This is a genomic window from Nocardia sp. NPDC057353 (genome assembly GCF_042667085.1).
Lineage (GTDB): Bacteria > Actinomycetota > Actinomycetes > Mycobacteriales > Mycobacteriaceae > Nocardia.
In genome coordinates this window covers 46070-70608 of record NZ_JBHVAK010000036.1, presented here as the reverse complement: position 1 = coordinate 70608, position 24539 = coordinate 46070, and the positions used below count along the sequence as shown (strand labels likewise).

The following is a 24539-nucleotide window of genomic DNA, read 5'->3' as shown; positions in this document are numbered from 1 at the left end:
GGTCCGGGCGGTGCGGTACCGCCCGGCGCCCGGCGCCGCACACGGTTCCGGACGGAAAGGGACGGATTGCGGTGACCGGGGCGGCGCAGTGGGCACGCGGAGGAATGTCGATCGGCTCCGTGCTGGATCTGCTGCGCCCCGATTTTCCCGACATCACCATCTCCAAGATCCGGTTCCTGGAATCCGAGGGGCTCATCCGCCCCGAGCGCACGCCGTCCGGGTACCGCCGCTTCTCGGTGGCGGACTGCGAGCGGCTGCGCTTCGTGCTCACCGCGCAGCGCGACCAGTACCTCCCGCTCAAGGTGATCAAGGAGCAGCTGGAGGCGATCGACAGCGGCGCCGCGACGCTCGGCGTGCGCGAGGCGCGCGCCCGGGCGGCGGGGGCGCCGGAGTATCCGGCCGACCGCGCGCCGCGCGGCCCGGCGAGCGTGCCGCCGCCGCGCAGGCTCGGCGTCGTTCCGGGGGAGATCAGCGCGGACGAGCTGCGAGTGGACCACGAGATCCGGGTGACAAGGGCCGACCTGCTCGCGCAGGCCGGGATCACCGACGCCTTCCTCAACGACCTGATCCGGGCCGGGCTGATCACCCCCGGCGCGGCGGGCTTCTTCGACGGCGACGCCGTCACCCTGGCCAGGGTCGCCCGCGCGATGGCCGAGTTCGGGCTGGAGGCCAGGCACCTGCGCGCCTTCAAGCTGGCCGCCGACCGGGAGGCCGCGCTGGTCGCCCAGATCGTCGCGCCGATCGCCAAGAGCAGGGACGCGGGCGCCAGGGAGCGCGCCGACGAGACCGTGCGCGAACTGGCCGCGCTCTCGCTCACCCTGCACGCCTGCCTGGTGAAGGCGGGCGTGCGCGCGCTCGGCAGCTGACCCGCCCCGCGGGCACCCCGGTCTTGCTGGGGCAACGGTCTTCCGGCGCGCCGCGCCCCCGGTCCGGGGCATCGCGGTGCCGCTCGGAATTCGCTTAGACTCGTGGTGCGGCGAGCTCCGCGGCGTCATGCCGGTTGGCCGGCGAGGTATGGGAGGCAGTGCGATGAGCGAAATGCGCGTGATCGGCATCCGTGTGGAGCAGCCACAGAACCAGCCCGTGCTGCTGCTCCGCGAGGTCTCCGGGGACCGGTACCTGCCGATCTGGATCGGGCAGGCGGAGGCCACCGCGATCGTGCTCGAGCAGGAGGGCGTGACGCCGATCCGGCCGCTCACCCACGACCTGATCAAGCTCATCGTCTCCGAGCTCGGGCACACCCTCAAGGAGGTCCGCATCGTGGACCTGCAGGAGGGCACCTTCTACGCCGACCTGGTGTTCGACAACGACAAGCGGATCTCCGCCCGGCCGTCCGATTCGGTCGCCATCGCGCTGCGCGTCGGCTGCCCGATCTACGCCGAGGAGCCGGTGCTCGAGGAGGCCGGGCTGGTCATGCCGGACGAGCGCGAGGACGAGGTGGAGAAATTCAAGGAATTCCTGGAGTCGGTTTCGCCCGATGATTTCAAGGCGACCGACAGCTGAGCCGAAAAATGTCTTGACCTGAGGTACAGGTCGAGACATTGACCGCGCGTCGCGTTTGGTTCGATGATGCCCTTCCACCGAGAATCAGGAAGAGTAATCTCGAAAGTTGGACCGGGGCCCCAGGTGCGGGGAGCCGGTGGTGACAGAACCGGACGGTGACCAAGCCGTGAGGTGTGCGTACCTCGGTGGATGCATCGGGTGCGCGCCGGTCGGGTGCGGCGTCGCGTAGCAAGGGAGTGGTCAGTGGCAGAGGAATCGCAGGACGCAGTACAGCCAGGCCTGTTTCCCGACGACACGGTGCCCGACGATCTCGTCGGCTACCGCGTGCCCAGCGCCTGCCAGGTGGCAGGCATCACCTATCGTCAGCTCGATTACTGGGCCAGGACCGGCCTGGTGGTGCCGTCCGTCCGCGGTGCGGCGGGCTCGGGGAGCCAGCGGCTCTATTCCTTCAAGGACATCTTGGTCCTGAAGATCGTGAAACGTCTCCTCGACGCCGGTATTTCCCTGCAGAACATCCGGATTGCGGTCGATCATCTGCGCAGCAGGGGTGTGCGGGATCTGGCCGGGATCACCCTCTTCTCGGACGGCACGTCGGTCTACGAATGCACGTCGGCCGAGGAGGTCGTCGATTTACTGCAGGGTGGGCAGGGCGTCTTCGGAATCGCGGTGAGCGGCGCCATGCGCGAACTCACCGGCGTGATCGCCAACTTCCCGGCCGAGCGGGCCACCTCGGCCACCGACCGCCCGGAGGACGAGCTCGCCTTCCGGCGCAAGGCGAAGCTGAACCGCAAGACCGGCTGATCCGCGGGGGGACGCGCGGCGCCGGGCCGGGAGGGCCGGCCGGTGCCGCGTCGGCAGCGGCGGGCGGAACGGCAGGGTAAAGGGGGGACGTGAGCCAGGGGGACGTGATGGGGGCGGCGGAGGTCGTCGGCGAGATCGGCCGGATCGACGCCTTTCCCACGGTGGACGAGCTCTACGCGTTCGCCGACCGGTTGGCCGCCGCGCACCCGGGGCGGGTCCGGATCGGCGATCTGGGATGCTCCCGCGGCGGTGACCCGATCCGCGTCGTCCGCGTCGGCTCGGGCGGCCCGAACATCCTGGTCTTCGGCAACCCGCACCCGAACGAGCCGATCGGGCTCGCCACCATCAGGCACCTGCTCGGCAGACTGGCCGCGCCCGAGCACGACTGCCTCGGCGCCACCTGGCACTTCGTGCTCTGCGTCGACCCGGACGGCACCCGACTGAACGAGGAGTGGTACGCCGGGCCGCACACCCGCACCGCGGTCGCCAGGCACTTCTACCGCCCGCCCGCCGCCGAGCAGCCGGAGTGGTGCTTCCCGACCACCTGGCGCGGGCGCCGGGTCGGGGTCCCGCTGCCGGAGACCGAGGCGCTCATGGCGCTGATCGACAGCACCGAGCCCGCGCTCATCGCCTCGCTGCACAATGCCGAGTTCGGCGGCGGCTTCTTCTACACCACCGGCGGCGACCCCGGGTACTGGGCGGCGCTGACCGGGCTGCTCGACGCCGCCGAGCTGCCGCTGCACCAGGGCGAGCCGGACTCGCCGGGCGCGCGGGTCTGGGCGCCCGGCGTCTTCGAGCTGCCGCCGTTCGGGCAGATGGCCGAGGTGCTGCTGGCCGCCGGGGTGGAGCCGGTGGCGGCGCTCGGCGGCGGCGGAAGCCGCGACTACTCGGCCCGGTTCGGCACCGCGCTGCTGGTCAGCGAGTTGCCGCTGTGGATCGACCCGCGGGTCGCCGACCGCACCCCGGCCGACCGCTCGCTCGCCGCGGTGCTCGCCGCCACCGCCGCCGAGTACCGGGAGACCGCCGCGGTCGTCGCCGCGGTGCTGCACCGGCTGGACGGGGAGTTGAGCGGGCGCAGCCCGTTCGAGCGGGCGGTGCGCGCGGTGCTCGGCAATATCCCCGGGCTGGCCGCCGCCAAGGAGGCGCTGGGCCGGGAGCGGCCGGCCACGCTGGGCGAGATCTTCGTGGAGAAGTACGTCTGGACCGGCATGCTCCGGCTCCGGGTCGGCGGCATGCTCAGCCGCTTGCTCGCCGCCGAGGCGGGAACCTCGCCGCGCATCGCGGCCGAGCGCGACCGCTTCGCCGCGGTCTTCGCGGAGTGGTGCGCCGCCATCGACACCGGCGCACCCGGGCGCCGGGTGCCGATCGACCGGCTGGTCGAGGTACAGGCCGCAGCCGTCGTGCTCGCCGCGGGACGGATCCGCGCCGGCCTGCCGGTGTAGAGCGGGAAACTCGATCGCCGCGCGTCGCCGAGCTTTCGCGGCATGCCGATCCGGGTGGGGATGTTGCCCGTAGTCGCCGCGCCGGGAGGCGGAGAATGCCCGCTGTCGCTGGGCCTGCGGAGCGCGGCGCCGCCCGCCCCCGGCCGCCCGGCAGGGCGGAGGTCTCCCTGCGCCCGGCCTGCACGGGGACGTGACGAGCACTACACACCGGCCCGGCGGGACGCCGGTTATCGCGCGGCGGCTTAGACTGGCGGGGCGTCGTCGCCGTGCGGGAGAGTTCCGGACCGACGAGGTCCGGGCGCCGAAGGAGCAGCACCTCCCCGTCAATCTCTCAGGCACCAGGGACCGTGCGGTCACCGGCGCCTCTGGAAAGCGGTGGCTCCGGGCCGCCCGCCGATGGGGAAAGGGGCCGGACCGGCCACCGAATCTCTCAGGCATCACGACAGAGGGGGAGGGCCGACCACCGCCCGACCCCTGGAGTTCCCGTGACCCGTTCCTTCGCCGACCGGCACATCGGCCCCGACGCGACCGAGGTCGCCCGGCTGCTCGACGGCAGCGGCGTCGACTCGCTGGATGCGCTCGCCGCCGCCGCGCTGCCCGCCGACATCCTCGACGGCGGCGGCCTCGAGGTGCTCCCGCCCGCGGCGAGCGAACACGAGGTGCTGGCCGAACTCGCCGAGCTCGCCGCCGCGAACACCGTCGCCACCTCGATGATCGGGCTCGGCTACTACGACACCCTGACCCCGCCGGTGCTGGTCCGCAACCTGCTGGAGAACCCGGCCTGGTACACCGCGTACACCCCCTACCAGCCGGAGATCAGCCAGGGCAGGCTGGAGGCGCTGCTCAACTTCCAGACCATGGTCTGCGACCTGACCGGGATGGAGGTCGCGGGGGCCTCCATGCTGGACGAGGCCACCGCCGCCGCCGAGGCCATGGCGCTGCTGCACCGCGCGAGCCGGTCGAAGAGCAACCGGGTGCTGGTCGACGCCGACGTCTTCCCGCAGACCCGCACCGTCCTCGCGACCAGGGCCGAGCCGCTCGGCTTCGAGGTCGTGGTCGCGGACCTCGCGGGCGGCGAGCTCCCGGTGGGCGACTTCTTCGGCGTGCTCGTGCAGACCCCGGGCGCCTCCGGCCGGATCGTGGACTGGACCGGGCTGATCACCGCCGCGCACGAGCGCGGCGCGCTGGTCGCGGCCGGTGTCGACCTGCTGGCGGCGGCCCTGGTGACCCCGCCCGGCGAGCAGGGCGCCGACGTCTGCTTCGGCACGACGCAGCGGTTCGGGGTGCCGATGGGGTTCGGCGGCCCGCACGCGGGCTACCTCGCGGTGCGCACCGCGCACGCCAGGCAGCTGCCGGGCAGGCTGGTCGGGGTCTCGGTGGACGCCGACGGCGCCCCCGCCTACCGGCTGGCGCTGCAGACCCGCGAGCAGCACATCCGCCGGGAGCGCGCCACCTCCAACATCTGCACCGCCCAGGTGCTGCTCGCCATCGTGGCCGCCATGTACGCGAGCTACCACGGCGCCGACGGGCTGCGCGGCATCGCGCGCCGGGTGCACGGCCACGCCGCCGCGCTGGCCGCCGGGCTCGGCGCCGCGGTGGTGCACGACAGCTTCTTCGACACCGTGCTGGCGCACGTTCCCGGCGGCGCGGACGCGGTGCTGGACAAGGCGCGCTCGCGCGGTGTCAACCTGCGCCGGGTCGACGCCGACCACGTCGCGATCGCCTGCGACGAGGCCACCACCGAGGGGCACATCGCCGCCGTGCTCGAGTCCTTCGGCGCGGCGCCCGAACCCGGTGGCGAGCCGGTCGGCATCGAGACCCGCACCTCGGATTTCCTGACCCACCCGGCCTTCACCCGGTACCACACCGAGACCGCCATGCTGCGCTACCTGCGCGGGCTCTCGGACAAGGACATCGCGCTGGACCGGAGCATGATCCCGCTCGGCTCCTGCACCATGAAGCTGAACGCCACCGCCGAGATGGAGCCGATCACCTGGCCCGGCTTCGCCCGGCTGCACCCGTACGCCCCCGTCACCGACGCGGCCGGGACGCTGCGGCTGATCGCCGACCTGGAGGGGTGGCTCTGCGCCATCACCGGGTACGACGCGGTGAGCCTGCAGCCCAACGCGGGCAGCCAGGGCGAGTACGCCGGGCTGCTCGCCATCCGCCGCTACCACCTGGACCGCGGCGACACGCACCGCGACACCTGCCTGATCCCGTCCAGCGCGCACGGCACCAACGCCGCCTCGGCGGCCATGGCCGGGCTCCGGGTCGAGGTGGTGCGCTGCCGGGAGAACGGCGACGTCGACCTGGACGACCTGCGCGCCAAGATCGGCGACCACGCCGAGCGGCTGGCCTGCATCATGATCACCTACCCCTCCACGCACGGCGTCTACGAGCACGAGGTCGCCGAGCTGTGCGCGCTGGTGCACGACGCGGGCGGGCAGGTCTACGTGGACGGCGCCAATCTGAACGCGCTGGTCGGGCTGGCCCGTCCGGGCCGGTTCGGCGGCGACGTCAGCCACCTCAACCTGCACAAGACGTTCTGCATCCCGCACGGCGGCGGCGGGCCCGGCGTCGGCCCGGTCGCGGTGCGTTCGCACCTCGCGGCGTACCTGCCCGGTGACCCGCTGGAAGCCGGGTCGCAGGCGGTCTCCGCCGCGCACTACGGCTCGGCCTCGATCCTGCCGATCACCTGGGCCTACATCCGGATGATGGGCGCCGACGGGCTGCGCCGCGCCACGCTCACCGCCATCGCCTCGGCCAACTACATCGCCCGGCGGCTGGACGAGCACTTCCCGGTGCTCTACACCGGCGAGCACGGCATGGTCGCGCACGAGTGCATCCTGGACCTGCGCGCGCTCACCAAGCGCACCGGTGTCACCGTCGACGACGTGGCCAAGCGGCTCGCCGACTACGGTTTCCACGCGCCGACCATGAGCTTCCCGGTGGCGGGGACGCTCATGGTGGAGCCGACCGAGAGCGAGAACCTGGCCGAGCTGGACGAGTTCTGCGCCGCCATGATCGCCATCCGCGCGGAGATCGACCAGGTCGGCGCCGGGGACTGGCCCGCCGACGACAACCCGCTGCGTGGCGCCCCGCACACCGCGGCGTCACTGGTGGGGGAGTGGACGCACCCGTACTCCCGCGAGGTCGCGGTCTACCCGCGCGGGGTCGCGCACACCCGCGCGAAGATGTGGCCGCCGGTGCGCCGCATCGACGGCGCCTTCGGCGACCGCAACCTGGTCTGCTCCTGCCCGCCGGTCGAGGCGTACGCGGAGTGAGCGTCAGGGGTTGGTGAGCGCCTGCACCACCGCGGTGCCGAACTTCAGGTCGTTGGTGGCGGGCACCGCGGTGTAGGTGCCGCCGGTGTTCGCGGCCAGGGTGCGCAGCGTGTCGCCGTCGCCGCCGCCGATCACCACCACGTCGACCCGCACCGGGGTGGCCCCGCCCGCCTCCGCGATCCGGGCGAGCAGCTGCGCGCCGGTGACGGCGGAGTCGTCCTCCGGGCCGTCGGTGACCAGCAGGATCGAGTTGGTGCGGCCGGTGGCCGGGGCGGCCGCCACCGCCTGGTAGGCGGCGAGCAGCGTCGGGTACGCCTGGTCGGCCTTGGTCTCCGAGGGCTTCACCGCGCCGAGCGCGGCGTCCAGGGTGCTGCGCTGGGTGTCGGTGAGCGCGGCGGTCGGGGTCTGCACCTTGTACGGCGTGCTGCCGTCCAGGTTCTTGCCGAAGGTCCAGACGCCGAGCCCGAAGTCCGGCGGCATGGTGGTGAGCGAGGAGCGCAGCGCGGCCAGCGCGTTCTGCAGCCGGGTCATCGGGCCCTCCTTGGTGGCCATCGATGAGGAGACGTCCAGCAGCACCGTGGTGCTCACACCGAGGACCGGGTTCTCCAGGGTCTGCCGGACGGCGTCGAGCGTGGCCTTGTCCGGGGCGGGCACCTGCATGGGCGCGGTGAACCCGGCCTGGGCCAGCAGCACGGACTGCTCGGGGGCGCGCAGGTAGTCGGTGAAGAGCCCGGCGATCAGGTTCTCGGTCTCGTCCACCCAGGGGCCGAGCATGAGCGCGGCCGGGTAGTCGGCCAGCGGCGCCGCGCCGATCGGGCGGTAGACCGCCGCCCCGGCCTGGGCGCGCACCTGCTGTTCGGTCGCGGCGACGGCGTGCACCGGGGCGTCCGGGTTGTCGGCGGCGGCCTGGATGAGCGCGGTCAGCGGGTCGGCGGACTGCGGCGCCTCGGCGGCCAGCACCGAGATGGCCGAGACCACCTGGCCGGTGCGCGCGGTCTGCTCGTCGAGCGGGTCGACGCCGGTGAGCGAGGAGCCGACGGCCACCGCGGCGGCGGTCGAGGTGTCGCCCGCGGGCAGCGCCATCCGCAGCCCGCCCCAGTTGTCGAGCCCGACCTCGCTCAGCGACCCCTGCTGCAGCCGGGGCAGGTCCGACCAGGCGACCTTGGCCTGGTCGAGCGCGGCGCGCAGCGGCTCGGCGACGGCGAGCACGATGGCGCTGGTCGCCACCGAGGTGGGGTTGCCCTCGATCAGCCCCGGCACCCGGACCGCCTCGACCGAGCGGGTGGAGTCCGGAATCCAGAGCGCGGGCTGCGCGCCGAGCGGCGAGGTCCAGGTGCCCGCGGCGAAGGCGGCGGCGACGTCGGCGGAGGCGCGCGCGGTCACGTGCACCTCGGCGCAGTGGTCGCGCACCCGCGGCGCGGTGGCGTTGTAGCGGTCGGCGATCGCCCGGACCGGGTCGGCCAGCACCGGGTCGACCGTCACGTCCAGCGTGGCGGTGCCCTCCACGCACTCCGCGGCGGCGGCGGTGTCGCGGCTGTCGCCGCTTTCGCGCAGCTGGAAATAGCCGATAACGGCGACGATCAGCACGATTGCCGCCACGATCGCGGCGATGACGCCCGCGCTGACGCCCCGCGAACCGGATTCGCTGCTGCGATGAGTTCCCACGGAGCGGCAGTCTATGTGGCGCGGCGGGGTGCGCGCCGCCACCGGTTCCCCGGCGGCAGCGCGCACCGGCTACTCCCGCACGAGCCGGCCGCGGTCGTACTCGCGCCCGCCCCAGACCCCGGACTGGCCGGTCTCCGCGGCGAACTCGGCGCACCCGGTGCGAATCGGGCAATTCGCGCAGATCGCCCGGGCGTAGCCGAAGTCGTCCGACGGGTACGGGAACCACGCCTCGTGGTTCGGATCGCCCCGGCAGGCGGCCCGATGCCAGCCGCGCGCGTCCGAGAGTGGGAGCAGCGTGGCCAGGGTGGTGGTGACGGCGGTGGCGGTGTTGCTGGTCACGTCCTTCTCCTTCCTCGGTGGTTACTCGGCGAGCCGCCGCCAGATGTCCCGCTGCCGCTTGGCGAGCGGGTCGGGGGCCTTCGGCTGCCAGAGCAGCTTCAGCCCCGCCTCCTCGGGCGTCCGGTCCGCCTTGGCGGTGTTGCACGGCGCGCAGCAGGCGACGAGGTTGGCCCAGGTGTTCGGGCCGCCCCGGCTGCGCGGCCGGATGTGGTCGACGGTGTGCGCCCGCGCGCCGCAGTAGCCGCAGCGCCGGTCGTCCCGGCGCAGCACGCCCGCGGCGGTCGCCGGGCTCTCGTCGTGCACGGCGGGCCGCTGCGCCACGTGCACGTACCGCAGCAGCCGGATGGTCTCCGGCAGCGCGATCTCGTGGCGCTGCGAGCGGATCGGGAAGTAGGGCTCGCGGGCGAACATGGGCTCCGCCACCCCGGCCAGGACCAGGGTGACGGCGCGGTCGGCGGTGACCTCGTGCAGCGCCTCGTAGCTGGCGTTCAGCACGAGCACGCTGGCGTGGATCCAGTTCTCGACGGTGGGTGGAGGGTGCGCGGGGGCGACGGAGAGCGTCATGGGACACCGGCCTTCGGGTCGGGTGAGCGAAAGGGGAGAAGGGGAGCGGCGGTCAGGCGTCCGGGTGACCCGGGACGCCGTACTGCTGCCGCTGGTGGCAGGGCGGTGTCCGGGACTCGGTGCCCCCGGCGGCCTCGGCCAGGCGACGGCCGTTCCGATGCGCACTGCGCATCCCGTCTCCGGTCGAACGATCGATCACGGCCGTCACCTCCTTCGCTGTTGCTCGTCCCGCTCGTCGGCGGTATGCGGACATGGTGGCACACCGGATCGGCGGCTGTCCGCTCATTTATTTCGCCCCGAACCGCCGCTGCCGCAGCGGCTCCCGGCTCAGACCGGGCGCAGCTCGGCGGCGCCGAAGGAGACGTCGAACCGGTCGCACCAGATCGCGACGCTGGTGAGCGCGGCGAGGTCGGCGTCGGCGGGGATCGGGTAGTTCTGGTTGCCGCGGTTGCCCTTCAGCCCGCCGAGGTCGGTGTGCGCGCCGTCGTCGAAGACGAACCAGCCGTCCCTGCCCGGCAGCACCGGGGCGTCGGTGAGCCAGACGTGCAGGTCGGGGCCGTCGGAGGTGTCCAGGTTCTCCAGGCGGAGCACCCGGCTGCCGTCCGGGAGCGCGATCACCACCGCGGAGCCGGTGGTGCCGTGCTCGTGCGTCACGAAGTCGCCGCGCGCGAGCAGCCGCGGCTGCACGTCCGGGACGCCGGAGCCGGTGCTCGGCAGCACCGGGGCCGCCTCGTGCACGGTGGTGTTCGTGACCAGCCGCCACGGTTGGAACAGGGCCAGCCCCGCGCCCGCGCCGATCAGCACGACGGCCACGACGGCCCAGGCCAGTGGCTTGCGGGCAAGGGTGTGGATGCGGGACACGGTGCCTCCTGCCCGAGCGCGCCCCGTGCGCGCCGCTGGACGCATCGACCCTAGCGACCCGGCCGCCGTCGCGCGTGGTGCTCGCCGGAGCTGCGCAGCGGCCTGCCCGTGCCCCGCAGCCTGGCCTGTGCCCCGTAGCCTGGTCTGTGCCCCGCGGCCTGCGGCGGTGGCCCGCGGCCTGCCCCTGTGGCCCGCCTGCATCGCAGGCCCGGACAGCTGCCGGCGCCGGCGCCGTCAGGCGCCCTTGCGCTCCTGCGCCTTCTTGGCGGGCGCCTTGCGCGCGGTGGTCTTCTTCGCGGTGCTCTTGCTCGCGGTCTTCTTGGCCGCGGCCTTCTTCGCGGGCTCCTTGGCGGCGGCCTTGCTCGCCGTCTTCTTCGCGGGCGCCTTCTTCGCGGCGCCACCGCCTGCGGCCCGGCGGCCGCTGGCCTCCAGACTGCGCTGCAGCGCCGCCACCAGGTCCACCACCTCGGCGTCGACCTGCTCCTTCTCCGGCTCGGGTCGGCTGACCAGGGTGTCCGAGCCGTTGGCGATGGCCTCGTCGAGCACCTTGCGCAGCTCGATCTGGTACTCGTCGGTGAACTGCTCCGGCTCGAAGTCGTCGGACATCGACTCCACCAGCGTCTCCGCCATGGAGATCTCCTGCGGGCGCGGCTTCGAGGCATCCTGCAGCGATTCGAAGTCGACCGCGCGCACCTCGTCCGGCCAGAGCAGGGTCTGCAGCAGCAACACCCCGTCGTGCACCCGGAGCGCGGCCAGCCTGGTCTTCTGCCGCAGCGTGAAGTGCACAAGGGCGGTGCGGTCGATGCGCTCCAGGGTCGCGGCGAGCAGCACGTACGCCTTGGGCGTGCTGGAGTCCGGCTCCAGGTAGTAGCTCTTCTCGAACAGGATCGGGTCGATCTGCTCGGTGGGGACGAACTGCAGCACCGGGATCTCGTGCTTCTCCGCGGCGGGCAGCTTGGCGAAGTCCTCGTCGGTGAGCACGACCTTCGCGCCCTCCGGCGATTCGTAGGCCTTGTCGATATCGGCGTACTGCACGGATTCCCCGCACACGCTGCACACCCGGTCGTACTTGATTCGCCCGCCGTCCTTGGCGTGCACCTGATGGAACCGGATGTCGTGGTCCTCGGTGGCGGTGTAGACCTTCACCGGGACGTTCACCAGCCCGAACGCGATCGAGCCCTTCCAGATAGCCCGCATCACTCCATCATGGCCGAACCGCCCGGTCTCGGCGAGAGGGCGCGCAGGTCGAGCGTGGCGCGGGCCACGGTGACCCGGGTCCGGCGGGGGAGCTGCGGGAAGAGCCGGGCCATCGCCGCGAGCACCCCGGGCAGGTCGTCCCGGCCGGAGAGGTAGGCGCGCTGGTACCGCGGCGGCAGCGTGAAGAAGGCGTCGAAGAAGTCCGGGACCCGCTCCGGCGGCAGCGCGAGCAGCGCCCGCAGCCCGGCCGCGCGCAAAGCCGCCACCGCCCGCGCCCGCGGCGTCCACAAGGTTCCGCCCGTGGCAACGAGGTCGGCGGCGGCGAGCGAGGCGGCGACGCTGTAGCCGGTGGCCGGGTGCAGCAGCCCGCCCGCGGCGCCGAACCGCCCCGGCCCCGGCCGCCCGCCCTGCACCGGGAAGCGCACCCGCTCGACCTCCTCGTCGCCGGTGAGCGGGATGCCGCGGGCGGCGAGGCGGTGCCGCAGCCTGCGGCGCAACTCGGCGTCGTCCAGCGCGGGGCGCCCGGCCAGGCAGGTCTCCTCCAGCAGGACGGTGTCGGCGCCCAGCGGCACCGCGTAGAGGAAGGAGGGCGGGGCGGCCGGGTCGGCGCCGTTGTCCCGGCGCCAGTCCATGAAGAGCGTCTCGGTGCCTGCCACCCGGTCGGCGGGGACCAGCACGCCGTGCGCGGTCTGCTCGGCGCGGGCGGGGTCGCGGCGCAGTCCGCGCGCGTCGATCACCCGCGCGCCGCGCACCGTGGCACCGGAGGCGAGGGTGACGGCGTGCGGCTCGCAGCGCACCGCCCGCTCCGTGAAGACCTCGGCGCCCGCGGGCTCCAGCGCGTCCTGCAGCCTGCCGGTGTCGAGCACCGCGTAGGCGCGGGGGAGCCGGTGCCCGGTCCGCCCGTACGCCACCGGCTCCGGCACCGTCGCCGCGATCACCGCCGGATCCAGCCAACCGGGGAGTTCGTCCGCCCACACCGCGTAGGTGGCCCGCCAGCGCCTGCGCGGCGCGGGATCCACCACCGCCACCGACAGGCCGTGCGCCAGGCACCGGTGCGCGAGCGCGCGCCCGGCCGGGCCCTGGCCGCAGACCACGACGTCGAACGTCACGGCCGCTGCGTCCCGTGTGCGGAATCCGCCATGCTGCTCCTCCGGTGTCGCGGGCAGCCTATCGCCCGGCAGCGGCGATCCGGCGCCGCCGGTCCGGTGCGACCGGAATCACCTTCGCGCTCAGCAACGTTGCGGCGGGCATTGTTACTATCGCCGCGTGCCGGGCCGGTATCGCCGCGTTTCGCGGTGATCGCGCAGGTCGGCGGCGCGAAGAGCGATGATCGCAGGACGAGGGGACTCTCGGTGTTCGAACTGACCAGGCGCCGCGCCAGGGTGATTCTCGTCGTGTTCGCGGCGCTCGCGCTGGGGCTCGGCGCCTTCGGTTCCGGCCTCTTCGACAAGGTGCAGGGCGGCGGGTACAGCGACCCCGGCAGCGAATCCGCCCGTGCCGCAACGGTTCTGCGCGACACCTTCGACGCGGGGGCGCCCAACCTGGTGCTGCTGGTCGAGACCGGCTCCTCGGTCGACGACACCGCGGCGGCCGCCGCCGCGACCACGCTCGCCCGCGATCTGGCCGCCGAACCCGGCATCGCGCGGGTCACCTCCTACTGGACCGCAGGCAAACCGGCAGCACTGCGCAGCGCCGACGGCAGCAAGGGGCTGATCGTCGCGAGCGTGCTCGGCACCGAGGCCGAGGTGGATGCGCGCATCGGCGGGCTCGCCGAGCGGTTCGGCGGCGCGCACGATCCGGTGCAGGTCCGGGTCGGCGGCTACGCCATGCTGCTGCGCGAGACCGTGCAGCAGACCGAGAAGGACGTGGTGCTCGGCGAATCCATCGCCTTCCCGATCACCCTGATCGCGCTGCTCCTGGTCTTCGGCGGGCTGGTCGCCGCCGCGCTCCCGCTGGTGGTCGCCGCCGTGACGGTGCTGCTCACGGTGGGGGCGCTCACCGCCGTCGCGAGCCTCACCGACGTCGCCGCCACCGCGAGCAATGTCGCCACCCTGCTCGGCCTCGGCCTCGCCATCGACTACAGCCTGCTGATGATCAGCCGGTTCCGCGACGAGCTCGACGCGGGCGCCGAACCGGCCGCCGCGCTCGCCGCCACCATGCGCTCGGCCGGGCGGACCGTTGCCTTCTCCGCCGCCACCGTCGCCATCGCGCTCGCCGGGCTGCTGTTCTTCCCGCTCGTCGCGGTGCGCTCGATGGGGTACGCCGGGCTGCTGGTCGCCGCGCTCGCCGCGCTGGTCTCGCTGACCGTGCTGCCCGCGCTCCTGCTGCTGCTCGGCCACCGGATCGACAGCGGCAGGCTGCGGCCGCGCAAGCGCGCCACCGGCGCCGCCACCGACGGCTTCTGGCACCGGCTCGCCACCCTGGTCATGCGCCGCCCGCTACCCATCGGGCTCGCCGTCACCGCGCTGCTGCTCCTGCTCGGGGCGCCGTTCCTGCACGTCAACCTGGGCTTCCCGGACGAGCGGGCGCTGCCGGAGAGCATGTCGTCGCGGCAGATCGCCGAGACCGTCGCCGCCGAGTTCGGCATCACCGAGCAGAACGGGCTGGTCGCGGTGCTGCCCGAGTCCGCCGATGGGGTCGGCGGTTACGCCGCCGCGCTCTCCGACCTGCCCGACGTGCGCCGCGTCGACACCGTCACCGGCAGCTACGCGAACGGGATGCAGTTCGCCGCGCCCGGCGCGCTGCACTCCGGTTTCGGCGCCGACGGCGCCGCCTACCTGGCCGTCGTCCCGGCCACCGGCGACCCGGTCGCGCTCGACCGCCTGGTGGACGCGGTCCGCGACGTGCCCGCACCCTCCCCGGTGCTGATCGGCGGCCTCGCCGCCACCAACGACGACGCGCTGGGTTCGATCACCGCCGCGCTGCCGTTCGCGCTCGGCTTCGTGGTGCTGCTCATGTTCGTGGCGCTGTTCCTGCTCACCGGCAGCGTGGTGCTCCCGGTGCTGGCGCTGATCCTGAGCGCGCTCAGCCTCACCGCCACCTTCGGCGCCCTGGTCTGGATCTTCCAGGACGGGCACCTCTCCGGGCTGCTCGACTTCACCGTCACCGGCGACCTGCCGCCCACCGTCCCGGTCATGCTCTTCGGCATCGCCTTCGGGCTCGCCATGGACTACCAGGTGTTCCTGCTCAGCCGGATCGGCGAGGAGTACCGCCGCACCGGCGACAGCGAGGCCGCGGTGGCGCTCGGGCTGGAGCGGATCGGGCGGATCGTCACCGCCGCCGCCGTGCTCATCTCCCTGGTGCTGCTCGGCTTCCTCGCCTCCGACATCACCTTCATGAAGGCGTTCGGCATCGGGCTGCCGCTCGCGGTGCTGGTCGACGCCACCCTGGTGCGCGGGTTCCTGCTGCCGGCCGGGATGAAGTTGCTCGGGGATCGCGTCTGGTACGCGCCGAGGTTCCTGCGCCGGGTGCACGCGCGGATCGGGTTGGACGACGGCCCCGCGGAGCCCGTTCCGGCCGCCGCCGCGCCCGCGCGGTGGTTGATCGACGAGAAGCCGAGTGGTGCCGCCGTCGCGCCGGTCGTGGTGCCGCCGCCGCGGGACTCGGCGGCGTTCCGCTCCGGGCGTTCCGGGAAGCGGGGGGTCGCCGCTGTCGAGCGGTCGTCGCGGGCGGTCGCTCGCGAGGGTGCGGATCGGCGTGCCCCCGCGCCCGCCGTGGTCGCCGAGCCCGTCGCGCCCGCGAAGGACGATGTCACCGCGCCGGTGTCCGCCGATCCGACGCCGGACGAGTCGCCCCGCGTGTCGGTCGAACGTCCCCTGGTCGCCGACGTCGAGTCATCGCCGTCCGCCCCGCGCATCGAGCAGACCGAGGACGCGGCGGCAACGTCCGAACCCGAGTCGTCGACCGGTGCGTCGTCTGGTGTGTCGACCGAGTCGCTGACCGCTGCGTCGACCGAGGCGTCGTCTGGTGTGTCGACCGAGTCGTTGACCGGTGCGTCGACCGAGTTGCCGACTGGTTCGTCGACCGAGGCGTCGACCGGTGCTTCGGCTGGTGCTTCGGCTGGTGCTTCGGCCGAGACGGCTGCCGGTGCTTCCACCGAGACGGGTACCGGGGACTTCGCCGACGTATCACCGGCGGCAGCAGCGGTCGAGGGTGGGGAGGCGGCTGAGACGGCCGTCGGGGCGCGGAAGAGGCCGGGGCGGAAGGCGGCGTCGCAGACCGTGCCCGCCGCTGCGACGACCGCGCGCAAGCGGACGGCACGCACGGCCGTCGCGGCTCCGGAGACCCCCGTCGAGAAGGCGCCCACCTCGCCCGAGGCGAGCGCCGAAAGCCCGGTCGCGCAGCCCGAGATCGCCGCGCCTGCCAAGCGCACCCCCGCACGGAAGACGCCTGCCAAGAAGGCGGTCCCTGCGGCCGCGGGCGACGAGGTGGTGCCCGCCAAGAAGACCGCTCCGCGCAAGTCCACCACGCGGAAGACGGCCGCGGCGCCGATCGGAAGCGCCGATCCCGCTCCGGAGTCGGTGCCCGCGAAGAAGGCCGCGCCCCGCAAGTCCACCGCGCGGAAGGCGGTCGCTCCGCAACCCGAGGCGCCGGTTTCCGCTGCGCAGGCGGACCCGGCAGGTGCGGAAGCGGCACCCGCGAGGAAGGCCGCTCCGCGCAGGACCACCGCACGAAAAGCGGTCGCTCCCCAGGTCGAGGCAGCGACTCCCGCCGAGCACGGGGATCCGGCACCCGGCGGTGCCGAAGCCGCGCCCGCGAAGAAGACCGCTCCCCGCAGAACCGCTGCGCGGAAGACGACTGCACCGCAGGCAGGGGAGGCCGCCCCCACCGCGCAGGCGGACCCGGTGGTCGGCGACGACAAGGCGGCGCCCGCCAAGAAGACGGCTCCGCGCAAGGCCACCGCCCGCAAGGTGGCGGTGACAGCGAATGCGGCCCCGGTCGAGGGAGCGGTCCCCGTCGCGGAGACGACCGCCCGAAAGACTCCGGCCAAGCGCACCACCGCGCGCAAGGCGGCTACCGCGCCGATTACGGCGACCGCAGATCAGGCGACTCCGCCTGCCGAGCCCGGCGCAACCAAGCAGGCGGCTGTGCCTGCCGAGCCTGCCGCTGCTGAGCGGGCGACCGCGCTTGCCGAGGCCGCCACAGCCGAGCAAGCGGCTGCGCATAGTGAGCCTGCCTCAGCAGAGCGGGCGGCAGCGTATACCGAGCCCGCCTCGGCCGAGCAGGCGACTCCGCCTGCCGCGCCGGACGCGGCCGAGCCGACAATCGCGCCTGTCGAGCCGGGCGCGGCCGAGCCGACGTCCGCCCCGGCGAAGCGGACTGCCGCGCGCAAGACGACCGGAGGGGCGCCTGCGAAGCGCACCGCCGCGCGCAAGACGGCGGCTCCTGCCGACGGGGCACCGAAGCCACCGGCCAAGCGCGCACCCCGCAAGACCGCCGCGGCGAAGCAGACCACGACCGGGAACATCCCCACCACGCCGGACGAAACGCCCTAGCACGGGCATCCGCCTCTCGCTTCGTCGGCGCCGACGAGCCCGTCGACACCCGGGCACCCGCGGTAGTCGTGACAAGGCACCTTACGGCGACCGGTAAAATCGGTGGTTCCCGGGCGTGTGGGCCGCGCACACTGCGAGAGCGGCGCTCCGATCGGCCCGCCGCCCGCCCCGAACAAGCGAGGAGATTGTCCTGTGATCACCGCGACCGACCTGGAGGTCCGGGCCGGAGTCCGCACCCTGCTCACCGCGCCCGGCTCGGCGCTGCGGGTGCAGAACGGCGACCGGATCGGCCTGGTCGGCCGCAACGGCGCGGGGAAGACCACCACCCTGCGCATCCTGGCGGGCGAGGGCGAGCCGTACGCGGGCACGGTGATCCGCTCCGGCGACGTCGGCTACCTCCCGCAGGACCCGCGCGAGGGCGACCTGGACGTCCTGGCCAGGGACCGGGTGCTCTCCGCCCGCGGCCTGGACGCGCTGATCCGGCAGATGGAGAAGCAGCAGGCGCTGATGGCCGAGGTCGCCGACGACGCCGAGCGGGAGCGCGCGGTGCGCAAGTACGGCCGGCTGGAGGAGCGGTTCTCCGCGCTCGGCGGCTACGTGGCGGAGAGCGAGGCCGCCCGGATCTGCAGCAGCCTCGGCCTACCGGACCGGGTGCTCGGCCAGGCGCTGCGCACCCTCTCCGGCGGCCAGCGCCGCCGCATCGAGCTGGCCAGGATCCTCTTCGCCGCCTCGGACGGCAGCGGCGGCCGCTCGGACACCGTGCTGCTGCTCGACGAGCCGACCAACCACCTCGACGCCGACTCGATCACCTGGCTGCGCGGGTTCCTGCAGAACCACGACGGCGGGCTCATCGTGATCAGCCACGACGTGGACCTGCTCGCCGACGTGGTGAACAAGGTCTGGTTCCTGGACGCGGTGCGCGGCGAGGCCGACATCTACAACATGGGCTGGCAGAAGTACCTGGACGCCCGCGCCACCGACGAACAGCGCCGCCGCCGCGAGCGCGCCAACGCCGAGAAGAAGGCCTCCGCGCTCAAGGCGCAGGCCGCCAAGCTCGGCGCCAAGGCGACGAAAGCCACTGCCGCGCAGCAGATGGCGAAGCGCGCCGACCGCCTGCTCGCCGAGCTGGACGACGTGCGGGTGGCCGACAAGGTGGCGAGGATCAAGTTCCCGGAGCCCGCCACCTGCGGCAAGACCCCGCTCATGGCCTCGAACCTGACCAAGATGTACGGCTCGCTGGAGATCTTCACCGGCGTGGACCTGGCCATCGACCGCGGCAGCCGGGTGGTGGTGCTCGGGCTGAACGGCGCGGGCAAGACCACGCTGCTGCGGCTGCTGGCCGGGGTCGAGCAGCCGAGTGCCGGGCAGCTGGACCCGGGGCACGGCCTCAAGGTCGGCTACTTCGCTCAGGAGCACGACACCCTGGACGACCGCGCGACGGTCTGGGAGAACATCAGGCACGCCGCCCCGGACGCGGGCGAGCAGGAGCTGCGCGGCCTGCTGGGCGCCTTCATGTTCACCGGCCCGCAGCTGGAGCAGCCCGCGGGCACGCTCTCCGGCGGCGAGAAGACCAGGCTGGCGCTGGCCGGGCTGGTCTCCTCGGCGGCGAACGTGCTGCTCCTGGACGAGCCGACGAACAACCTTGACCCGGTCTCCCGCGAGCAGGTGCTGGACGCGCTGCGCACCTACGCGGGCGCGGTGGTGCTGGTGACGCACGATCCCGGCGCGGCGGAGGCGCTGAATCCGGAGCGGGTGATCCTGCTGCCGGACGGCACCGAGGACCACTGGTCGGCCGAATATCTGGAATTGATTCAGCTCGCGTGACTTTCATCACAAGGAGCCGTTGATCGCGGCCGGTGCCTTGTCTAGCCTGGAATGAGCGCTGCTCGGCGACTCGGAGGAAGCCATGAGCGACAGGCCCACACGCAAGGATCGGCCCGGAACCGGCAAGACTGCCGCGCCCAGGACAGCCTCTACCAGATCGGCCGGCGCGAAGGTCGCCGGTGAGCCGCCGCTCGCGAAGGGCACCCGGGTCACCGGGAAGTCCCGCGATCGGCTGCAGTCCCAGCTCAAGAAGCAGTACGAAGCCGGCGCCAGCATCCGATCGCTGGCCCAGTCCACCGGCCGCTCGTACGGCTTCATCCACAATGTGCTCGTGGAATCGGACGTGCAGCTGCGCAGCCGCGGCGGCGCGAACCGGCGCAAGGCGGCGTCCTAGCTCCGCTGCCCGGCATCGTCCGGGCGGCTCGGCTGTGCCCGGGAACGATTGCGGCGCACGGTGGTTCGGTCGAGCGCCCGGTTCAGAGGTCGGCCACCGCGCCGTCGCCGAGCACCAGCAGGTTGGCCAGGCTGCGGAAGATGGGGAGCTCGGCCCTGGCGGCGAGGTGCGCGAAGCGGCCCTGCGGATCGACCTCGAGGAAGTAGTACTCGCCGTCGAGGCCGATCCGCAGGTCGAGCACCCCGAAGCTCAGCCCGAGCGCGCCCATGAGCGTGGTCAGCGCCTTGCCCACCGAGGCGGGCAGCCGCTCCGGCTGGAGCGGGGCCGCCGCCGCGCCGCTCTCGGCGTGGCCCGGCACCAGCCGTACCGCCCACTCGACTCCGTCCACCCAGACCACGCGCAGGTCGCACTCGGCGGCGATGTAGTCCTGGAACGCGGTGGGGGTGTTCCGGATGGCCTCGATATCGCCGAGGTCGGCGTCGGTGCAGAGCTGGGTGCGGGCGCGCCCGCCCGCGTTGCCGCGCTTGCGCACCACCGCGCCCCGGCGCGAGCCGACGAAGCTGCGCGCCTCGTCCGGGTCGTTGGTGATCAGCGTCTCCGGTACCGCGAACCCCGCTCGGCGGGCGGTCTCCAGCTGCACGATGCGGCGCGAGGCGGTGCGGTCGGCGCCGGGGTCGTTGACCCAGTAGGCCGGGATGGACCAGAGCAGCCCCTGCAGGAAGCCGTCGCTCTCCGACTGCGCCTCCGCGCCGCCGGAGCGCGGGAGGGTCTGCCCCGTCGTCCGCCGCCACCAGACCGAGCGCACCGAATCCAGCCCGACGATCCGGGAGAGCGAGCGCGCGGTGCCGCCGCGATCCACCCGGAAACTGCCGGTGCGGGCGGGGAATTCGCGCGGGTCGAGCCGGATGGCGTTCAGGCCGTGCTGTTCTCGCACGGTCGCGGCCAGCGCCGCCGCGTGCCGGTCGTCGGTGTCGGCGACGACGAGGACCGAGCTGGAGCCGTGTGCTGTCACCGGCGCTCAGCCCCGGCGCTTCATCGATTGCCGGACGGTCGCCGAAGAATTGCCAGAGATGTGCTGGAGATCGAGGGGGTCGGTGCGGCCGCGGCAGGCGCTGTCGATCATGGATGCTCCGTCCTGCTCGGTGCTGCTGCTCACGGTCGGGTCGACCCGGCGAAATCCTGCCCGTCGAGCCACTCGCGCCGTCGCTGTCACCGTGCCCGCCGAGCCGCGCTTCATCTGCTGCCCCGAGTTTGCGGAGTGGCGAATGAGCCTGCTCGAAGCATAACGTGCGCTACCCCGGCGGGGAGGGTTTTGTCGGTGTTGGGCAGCGCGCCCGCGCCCGGTCCGTCAAGGATGCTGAGCGGGGGACCGCGCGCTCCCCGCCGACGCGACCGGGCCCGCTCCCGGCGGCGAATCGCCGAGAGCAGCCCCGCAGCGCGCGCCCGGCGCTGCGCCGATCGGTCCGGGCGCCGGACCGAGCCGGGTCAGTCCCGGCGGCGGACCGAGGCCTCCACCAGGTCGAGCACCGCGGTCAGGTTCTCGTTGGTGTGCCCGGAGGCGATCCGGGCGATCAGCCCGTCCAGCACCAGGTCCAGGTAGCCGAGCAGGACGTCGGTCGGCACGTCGTCGCGCAGCGCGCCCGCCGCCTTGCGGCGCTCCAGCCGGGCCAGGGTGGCCGCGGTGAGCTCGGCCGAGCGCTGGCTCCAGCCCGCCCTGAACTCCGGGTCGGTGCGCAGCCTGCGCGCGATCTCCAGCCGGGTGCCGAGCCAGTTGAACTCCTCCGGGTGCGCGAGCATGTCCCGCATGACCTGGACGATGCCCTGGTTGGCGGCGACGTCGGCCATCCGCTCGGCGTCCTCCTGGGCGAGCGCGAGGAAGAGCGCGTCCTTGTCCCGGAAGTGGTGGAAGATCGCGCCGCGGGAGAGCCCGATCTCGTCCTCCAGGCGGCGCACGGTGGCGCCGTCGTAGCCGTACTCGGCGAAGCAGCGCCTCGCGCCGTCCAGGATCTGGCTGCGGCGCGCGGCGAGGTGGTCATCGCTGACCTTGGGCATAAGGCTCCTCGGGGGAAACGGAGCGGTCCGCGCACCGCGGCGCGGTGCACGGACCTTCCGTGACGGAACCTGCGATCAGCCGCGGATCATATTGCGCAGCACGTACTGCAGGATGCCGCCGTTGCGGTAGTAGTCCGCCTCACCGGGGGTGTCGATCCGGACCACGGCGTCGAAGGTGATCTTCTCGCCGTCCTCCTTGGTGGCGGTCACCTTCAGCGTCTTCGGGGTCTTGCCCTCGTTGAGCGCGGTGATGCCCTCGATGTCGAAGACCTCGGTGCCGGTCAGCCCGAGCGACTTGGCCGACTCGCCCGCCGGGAACTGCAGCGGGATCACGCCCATGCCGATCAGGTTCGAGCGGTGGATGCGCTCGAAGGACTCGGTGATGACGGCCTTCACGCCGAGCAGCCTGGTGCCCTTGGCCGCCCAGTCGCGGGACGAGCCGGAGCCGTACTCCTTGCCGCCGAGCACGACCAGCGGAATCCCCGCCGCCTGGTAGTTCTGCGCGGCGTCGTAGATGAAGGCCTGCGGGCCGCCGTCCTGGGTGAAGTCGCGGGTGTAGCCGCCCGAGACGTCGTCCAGCAGCTGGTTGCGCAGCCGGATGTTGGCGAAGGTGCCGCGGATCATCACCTCGTGGTTGCCGCGCCGCGAGCCGAGCGAGTTGTAGTCCTTGCGCTCCACGCCGTGCTCGTCCAGGTACTGCGCGGCCGGGGTGCCCGGCTTGATCGGCCCGGCCGGGCTGATGTGGTCGGTGGTCACCGAGTCGCCGAGCAGCGCGAGCACGCGGGCGCCCGTGATGTCGGTGACCGGGGCGGGCTCCAGCTCCATGCCGTCGAAGTACGGCGCCTTGCGGACGTAGGTGGAGTCCGGGTCCCAGGCGAAGGTGTCGCCCTCCGGGGTGGCCAGGTTCTGCCAGCGCTCGTCGCCGTCGAAGATGGTGGCGTAGGACTTGCGGAACATGTCCTGGCTGATCGTCGACTTGATGGTGTCGTCGATCTCCTGGGCCGAGGGCCAGATGTCCTTCAGGAAGACGTCGTTGCCCTCGGTGTCCTGGCCCAGCGGGTCGGTCTCGAAGTCGAAGTCCATGGTGCCCGCGAGCGCGTAGGCGATGACCAGCGGCGGCGAGGCCAGGTAGTTCATCTTCACGTCGGGGGAGATGCGGCCCTCGAAGTTGCGGTTGCCGGAGAGCACCGCGGTGACCGAGAGGTCGTTGTCGTTGACCGCCTTGGAGATCTCCTCCGGCAGCGGGCCGGTGTTGCCGATGCAGGTGGTGCAGCCGTAGCCGCCCAGGTAGAAGCCGAGCTTCTCCAGGTAGGGCCAGAGCCCCGCCTTCTCGTAGTAGTCCGAGACGACCTGCGAGCCGGGCGCCATGTTGGTCTTCACCCACGGCTTGCTGGCCAGCCCCTTCTCCACCGCGTTGCGGGCCAGCAGGGCGGCGCCGAGCATGACCGACGGGTTGGAGGTGTTGGTGCAGGAGGTGATGCCCGCGACCACGACGGCGCCGTGGTCGAGCACGAAGTCGCCGCGCTCGGCCGAGCGCACGGTGACCGGCTTGGTCGGGCGGCCCTCGGCGTTGTTCGCCGCGGACGGGGTGACGTCGACCGCGCCGTCGTCGGCGAAGGAGAGCACCGCCGGGTCGCTGGCCGGGAAGGACTCCTCGACCGCCTCGTCCAGCTGGGTGTGCGGGGTGTCGGCCGCGACCGCGCCCTCGGCGTCGCTGGTGTAGTTGTGGATGTCCTTGCGGAAGGCCACCTTGGACTCGCTGAGCAGGATGCGGTCCTGCGGGCGCTTCGGCCCGGCGATCGACGGCACGACGGTGTTCAGGTCCAGCTCGAGGTACTCGGAGTAGGCGGGCTCGCGCTCCGGGTCGTGCCACATCCCCTGCTCCTTGGCGTACGCCTCGACGAGCGCGAGCTGCTCGTCGCTGCGGCCGGTGAGGCGCAGGTAGTTGATGGTCTCGCCGTCGATCGGGAAGATCGCGGCGGTGGAGCCGAACTCCGGGCTCATATTGCCCAGGGTGGCGCGGTTGGCCAGCGGCACCTCGGCCACGCCCGCGCCGTAGAACTCCACGAACTTGCCGACCACGCCGTGCTTGCGCAGCATGTCGGTGACGGTGAGGACCACGTCGGTGGCGGTCACGCCGGGCTGGATCTCGCCGGTCAGCTTGAAGCCGACCACCCGCGGGATCAGCATGGAGACCGGCTGGCCGAGCATGGCGGCCTCGGCCTCGATGCCGCCGACGCCCCAGCCCAGCACGCCGAGGCCGTTGACCATGGTGGTGTGCGAGTCGGTGCCCACGCAGGTGTCCGGGTAGGCCTGGCCGTTGCGGACCATGACGGTCGGGGCCAGGTACTCGATGTTCACCTGGTGCACGATGCCCATGCCGGGCGGGACGACCTTGAAGTCGTCGAAGGCGCCCTGGCCCCAGCGCAGGAACTGGTAGCGCTCGCCGTTGCGCTGGTACTCCAGGTCGACGTTGCGCTCCAGCGCGTCGGCGCGGCCGAAGACATCCAGGATCACCGAGTGGTCGATGACCATGTCGGCGGGGGAGAGCGGGTTCACCTTGTTCGGGTCGCCGCCGAGCGTGGTGACGGCCTCGCGCATGGTGGCCAGGTCGACCACGCAGGGCACGCCGGTGAAGTCCTGCATGATCACCCGGGCCGGGGTGAACTGGATCTCGATGCTCGGGTCGGCCGAGGGATCCCAGTTCGCGATGGCGTTGATGTGGTCGGCGGTGATGTTCGCGCCGTCCTCGGTGCGCAGCAGGTTCTCGGCGAGAACCTTGAGGGCGTAGGGGAGTTTCTCGGTGCCCGGCACGGCCGAGAGCCGGAAGATCTCGTAGGAGTTGCTTCCGACCTCGAGGGTGCCCTTGGCGCCGAAAGTATCGTTACTCGTCGTCACGTCAGCTCCACTCGTCTGTGAGGGTGCGGTCGCCGGCGGGGCTGTGCCGGTGACCGAGTCTTTCGAGGGCCCCGCGGCGTTCCCGAAGGGCTCGGGATGCCGTTTGCCTCGCGGCTACGACCTTAACAGTACGCTTGTCCTGTGAACGTCGGGGGCCCGCCCGGCGTGCCGCAGGGAAAGCCGGGACGGCCCGGTCGCGTACTGTGCTCTCGGACGTGTG

Annotated in this window: 16 protein-coding genes, 1 pseudogene and 1 riboswitch; of the genes and pseudogenes, 8 read left to right on the top strand and 9 right to left on the bottom strand. The window is 72.9% G+C overall.

The genetic code is table 11. From position 1 onward, the window contains the following. The first annotated feature begins 104 nt into the window (after nucleotides 1–104). From ACFUUZ_RS19690 to gcvP, 5 genes are all read left to right on the top strand, one after another. Nucleotides 105–866 carry a MerR family transcriptional regulator gene (locus ACFUUZ_RS19690; protein WP_378698138.1) on the top strand — a complete coding sequence of 254 codons (762 nt, stop codon included), beginning with the start codon at nucleotides 105–107 and terminating at the stop codon, nucleotides 864–866. A 163-nt stretch (nucleotides 867–1029) separates the two neighbouring features. Continuing rightward, nucleotides 1030–1503: a bifunctional nuclease family protein gene (locus ACFUUZ_RS19685; RefSeq protein ID WP_067649689.1), complete on the top strand. Its 474-nt coding sequence runs from the start codon at nucleotides 1030–1032 to the stop codon at nucleotides 1501–1503. Between the two features lie 243 nt (nucleotides 1504–1746). Further along, entirely contained in the window at nucleotides 1747–2304 is a 558-nt protein-coding gene (locus tag ACFUUZ_RS19680) for a MerR family transcriptional regulator (RefSeq protein WP_378698136.1), read from the top strand. Between the two features lie 89 nt (nucleotides 2305–2393). Next, entirely contained in the window at nucleotides 2394–3746 is a 1353-nt protein-coding gene (locus ACFUUZ_RS19675; RefSeq protein WP_378698134.1) for a M14 family zinc carboxypeptidase, read from the top strand. 355 nt (nucleotides 3747–4101) lie between these two features. Then, a riboswitch (glycine riboswitch) is annotated at nucleotides 4102–4202 on the top strand. A 29-nt stretch (nucleotides 4203–4231) separates the two neighbouring features. After that, the gene (gcvP, locus tag ACFUUZ_RS19670) at nucleotides 4232–7030 is read left to right on the top strand and encodes an aminomethyl-transferring glycine dehydrogenase (protein WP_378698132.1); all 2799 of its coding nucleotides are present in this window, start codon (nucleotides 4232–4234) and stop codon (nucleotides 7028–7030) included. A gap of 3 nt (nucleotides 7031–7033) precedes the next feature. Here gcvP and ACFUUZ_RS19665 read toward each other — a convergent pair whose 3' ends face one another. From ACFUUZ_RS19665 to ACFUUZ_RS19640, 6 genes are all read right to left on the bottom strand, one after another. Further along, nucleotides 7034–8695 carry a VWA domain-containing protein gene (locus ACFUUZ_RS19665; RefSeq protein WP_378698129.1) on the bottom strand — a complete coding sequence of 554 codons (1662 nt, stop codon included), beginning with the start codon at nucleotides 8693–8695 and terminating at the stop codon, nucleotides 7034–7036. 69 nt (nucleotides 8696–8764) lie between these two features. Further along, nucleotides 8765–9034: a WhiB family transcriptional regulator gene (locus ACFUUZ_RS19660; protein WP_378698127.1), complete on the bottom strand. Its 270-nt coding sequence runs from the start codon at nucleotides 9032–9034 to the stop codon at nucleotides 8765–8767. Nucleotides 9035–9055: 21 nt separating this feature from the next. Next, on the bottom strand, nucleotides 9056–9598 hold the full coding sequence (locus ACFUUZ_RS19655) for an HNH endonuclease (protein ID WP_378698125.1): 543 nt from the start codon (nucleotides 9596–9598) through the stop codon (nucleotides 9056–9058). 327 nt (nucleotides 9599–9925) lie between these two features. Beyond that, nucleotides 9926–10459, bottom strand: a complete 534-nt coding sequence (locus tag ACFUUZ_RS19650; protein WP_378698123.1) for a DM13 domain-containing protein — start codon at nucleotides 10457–10459, stop codon at nucleotides 9926–9928. Nucleotides 10460–10693: 234 nt separating this feature from the next. Beyond that, complete coding sequence (locus tag ACFUUZ_RS19645; protein WP_378698121.1) at nucleotides 10694–11656, bottom strand: Ku protein; 963 nt, start codon at nucleotides 11654–11656, stop codon at nucleotides 10694–10696. Beyond that, the gene (locus ACFUUZ_RS19640; protein WP_378698118.1) at nucleotides 11656–12765 is read right to left on the bottom strand and encodes a lycopene cyclase family protein; all 1110 of its coding nucleotides are present in this window, start codon (nucleotides 12763–12765) and stop codon (nucleotides 11656–11658) included. Before ACFUUZ_RS19640 ends, ACFUUZ_RS19645 begins: the two co-directional genes overlap by 1 nt. A gap of 243 nt (nucleotides 12766–13008) precedes the next feature. Between ACFUUZ_RS19640 and ACFUUZ_RS19635 the strand changes: the two genes are divergently transcribed. The 3 genes and pseudogenes from ACFUUZ_RS19635 to ACFUUZ_RS19625 form a co-directional block, all read left to right on the top strand. Then, entirely contained in the window at nucleotides 13009–17151 is a 4143-nt protein-coding gene (locus tag ACFUUZ_RS19635; RefSeq protein ID WP_378698116.1) for an MMPL family transporter, read from the top strand. 192 nt (nucleotides 17152–17343) lie between these two features. Next, the gene (locus tag ACFUUZ_RS19630) at nucleotides 17344–18975 is read left to right on the top strand and encodes an ABC-F family ATP-binding cassette domain-containing protein (protein WP_378698114.1); all 1632 of its coding nucleotides are present in this window, start codon (nucleotides 17344–17346) and stop codon (nucleotides 18973–18975) included. A gap of 190 nt (nucleotides 18976–19165) precedes the next feature. Further along, nucleotides 19166–19369 (top strand): annotated as a pseudogene (locus ACFUUZ_RS19625) (helix-turn-helix domain-containing protein); the annotation flags it as partial. Between the two features lie 82 nt (nucleotides 19370–19451). Here the strand turns inward: ACFUUZ_RS19625 and ACFUUZ_RS19620 are convergent. The 3 genes from ACFUUZ_RS19620 to ACFUUZ_RS19610 form a co-directional block, all read right to left on the bottom strand. Further along, nucleotides 19452–20381 (bottom strand): hypothetical protein, encoded by a 930-nt coding sequence (locus ACFUUZ_RS19620; RefSeq protein WP_378698112.1) that lies wholly within the window; start codon nucleotides 20379–20381, stop codon nucleotides 19452–19454. 473 nt (nucleotides 20382–20854) lie between these two features. Further along, nucleotides 20855–21421 (bottom strand): TetR/AcrR family transcriptional regulator, encoded by a 567-nt coding sequence (locus ACFUUZ_RS19615; RefSeq protein ID WP_378698110.1) that lies wholly within the window; start codon nucleotides 21419–21421, stop codon nucleotides 20855–20857. Between the two features lie 75 nt (nucleotides 21422–21496). Next, on the bottom strand, nucleotides 21497–24319 hold the full coding sequence (locus tag ACFUUZ_RS19610; RefSeq protein ID WP_378698108.1) for an aconitate hydratase: 2823 nt from the start codon (nucleotides 24317–24319) through the stop codon (nucleotides 21497–21499). Nucleotides 24320–24539 lie beyond the last annotated feature (220 nt).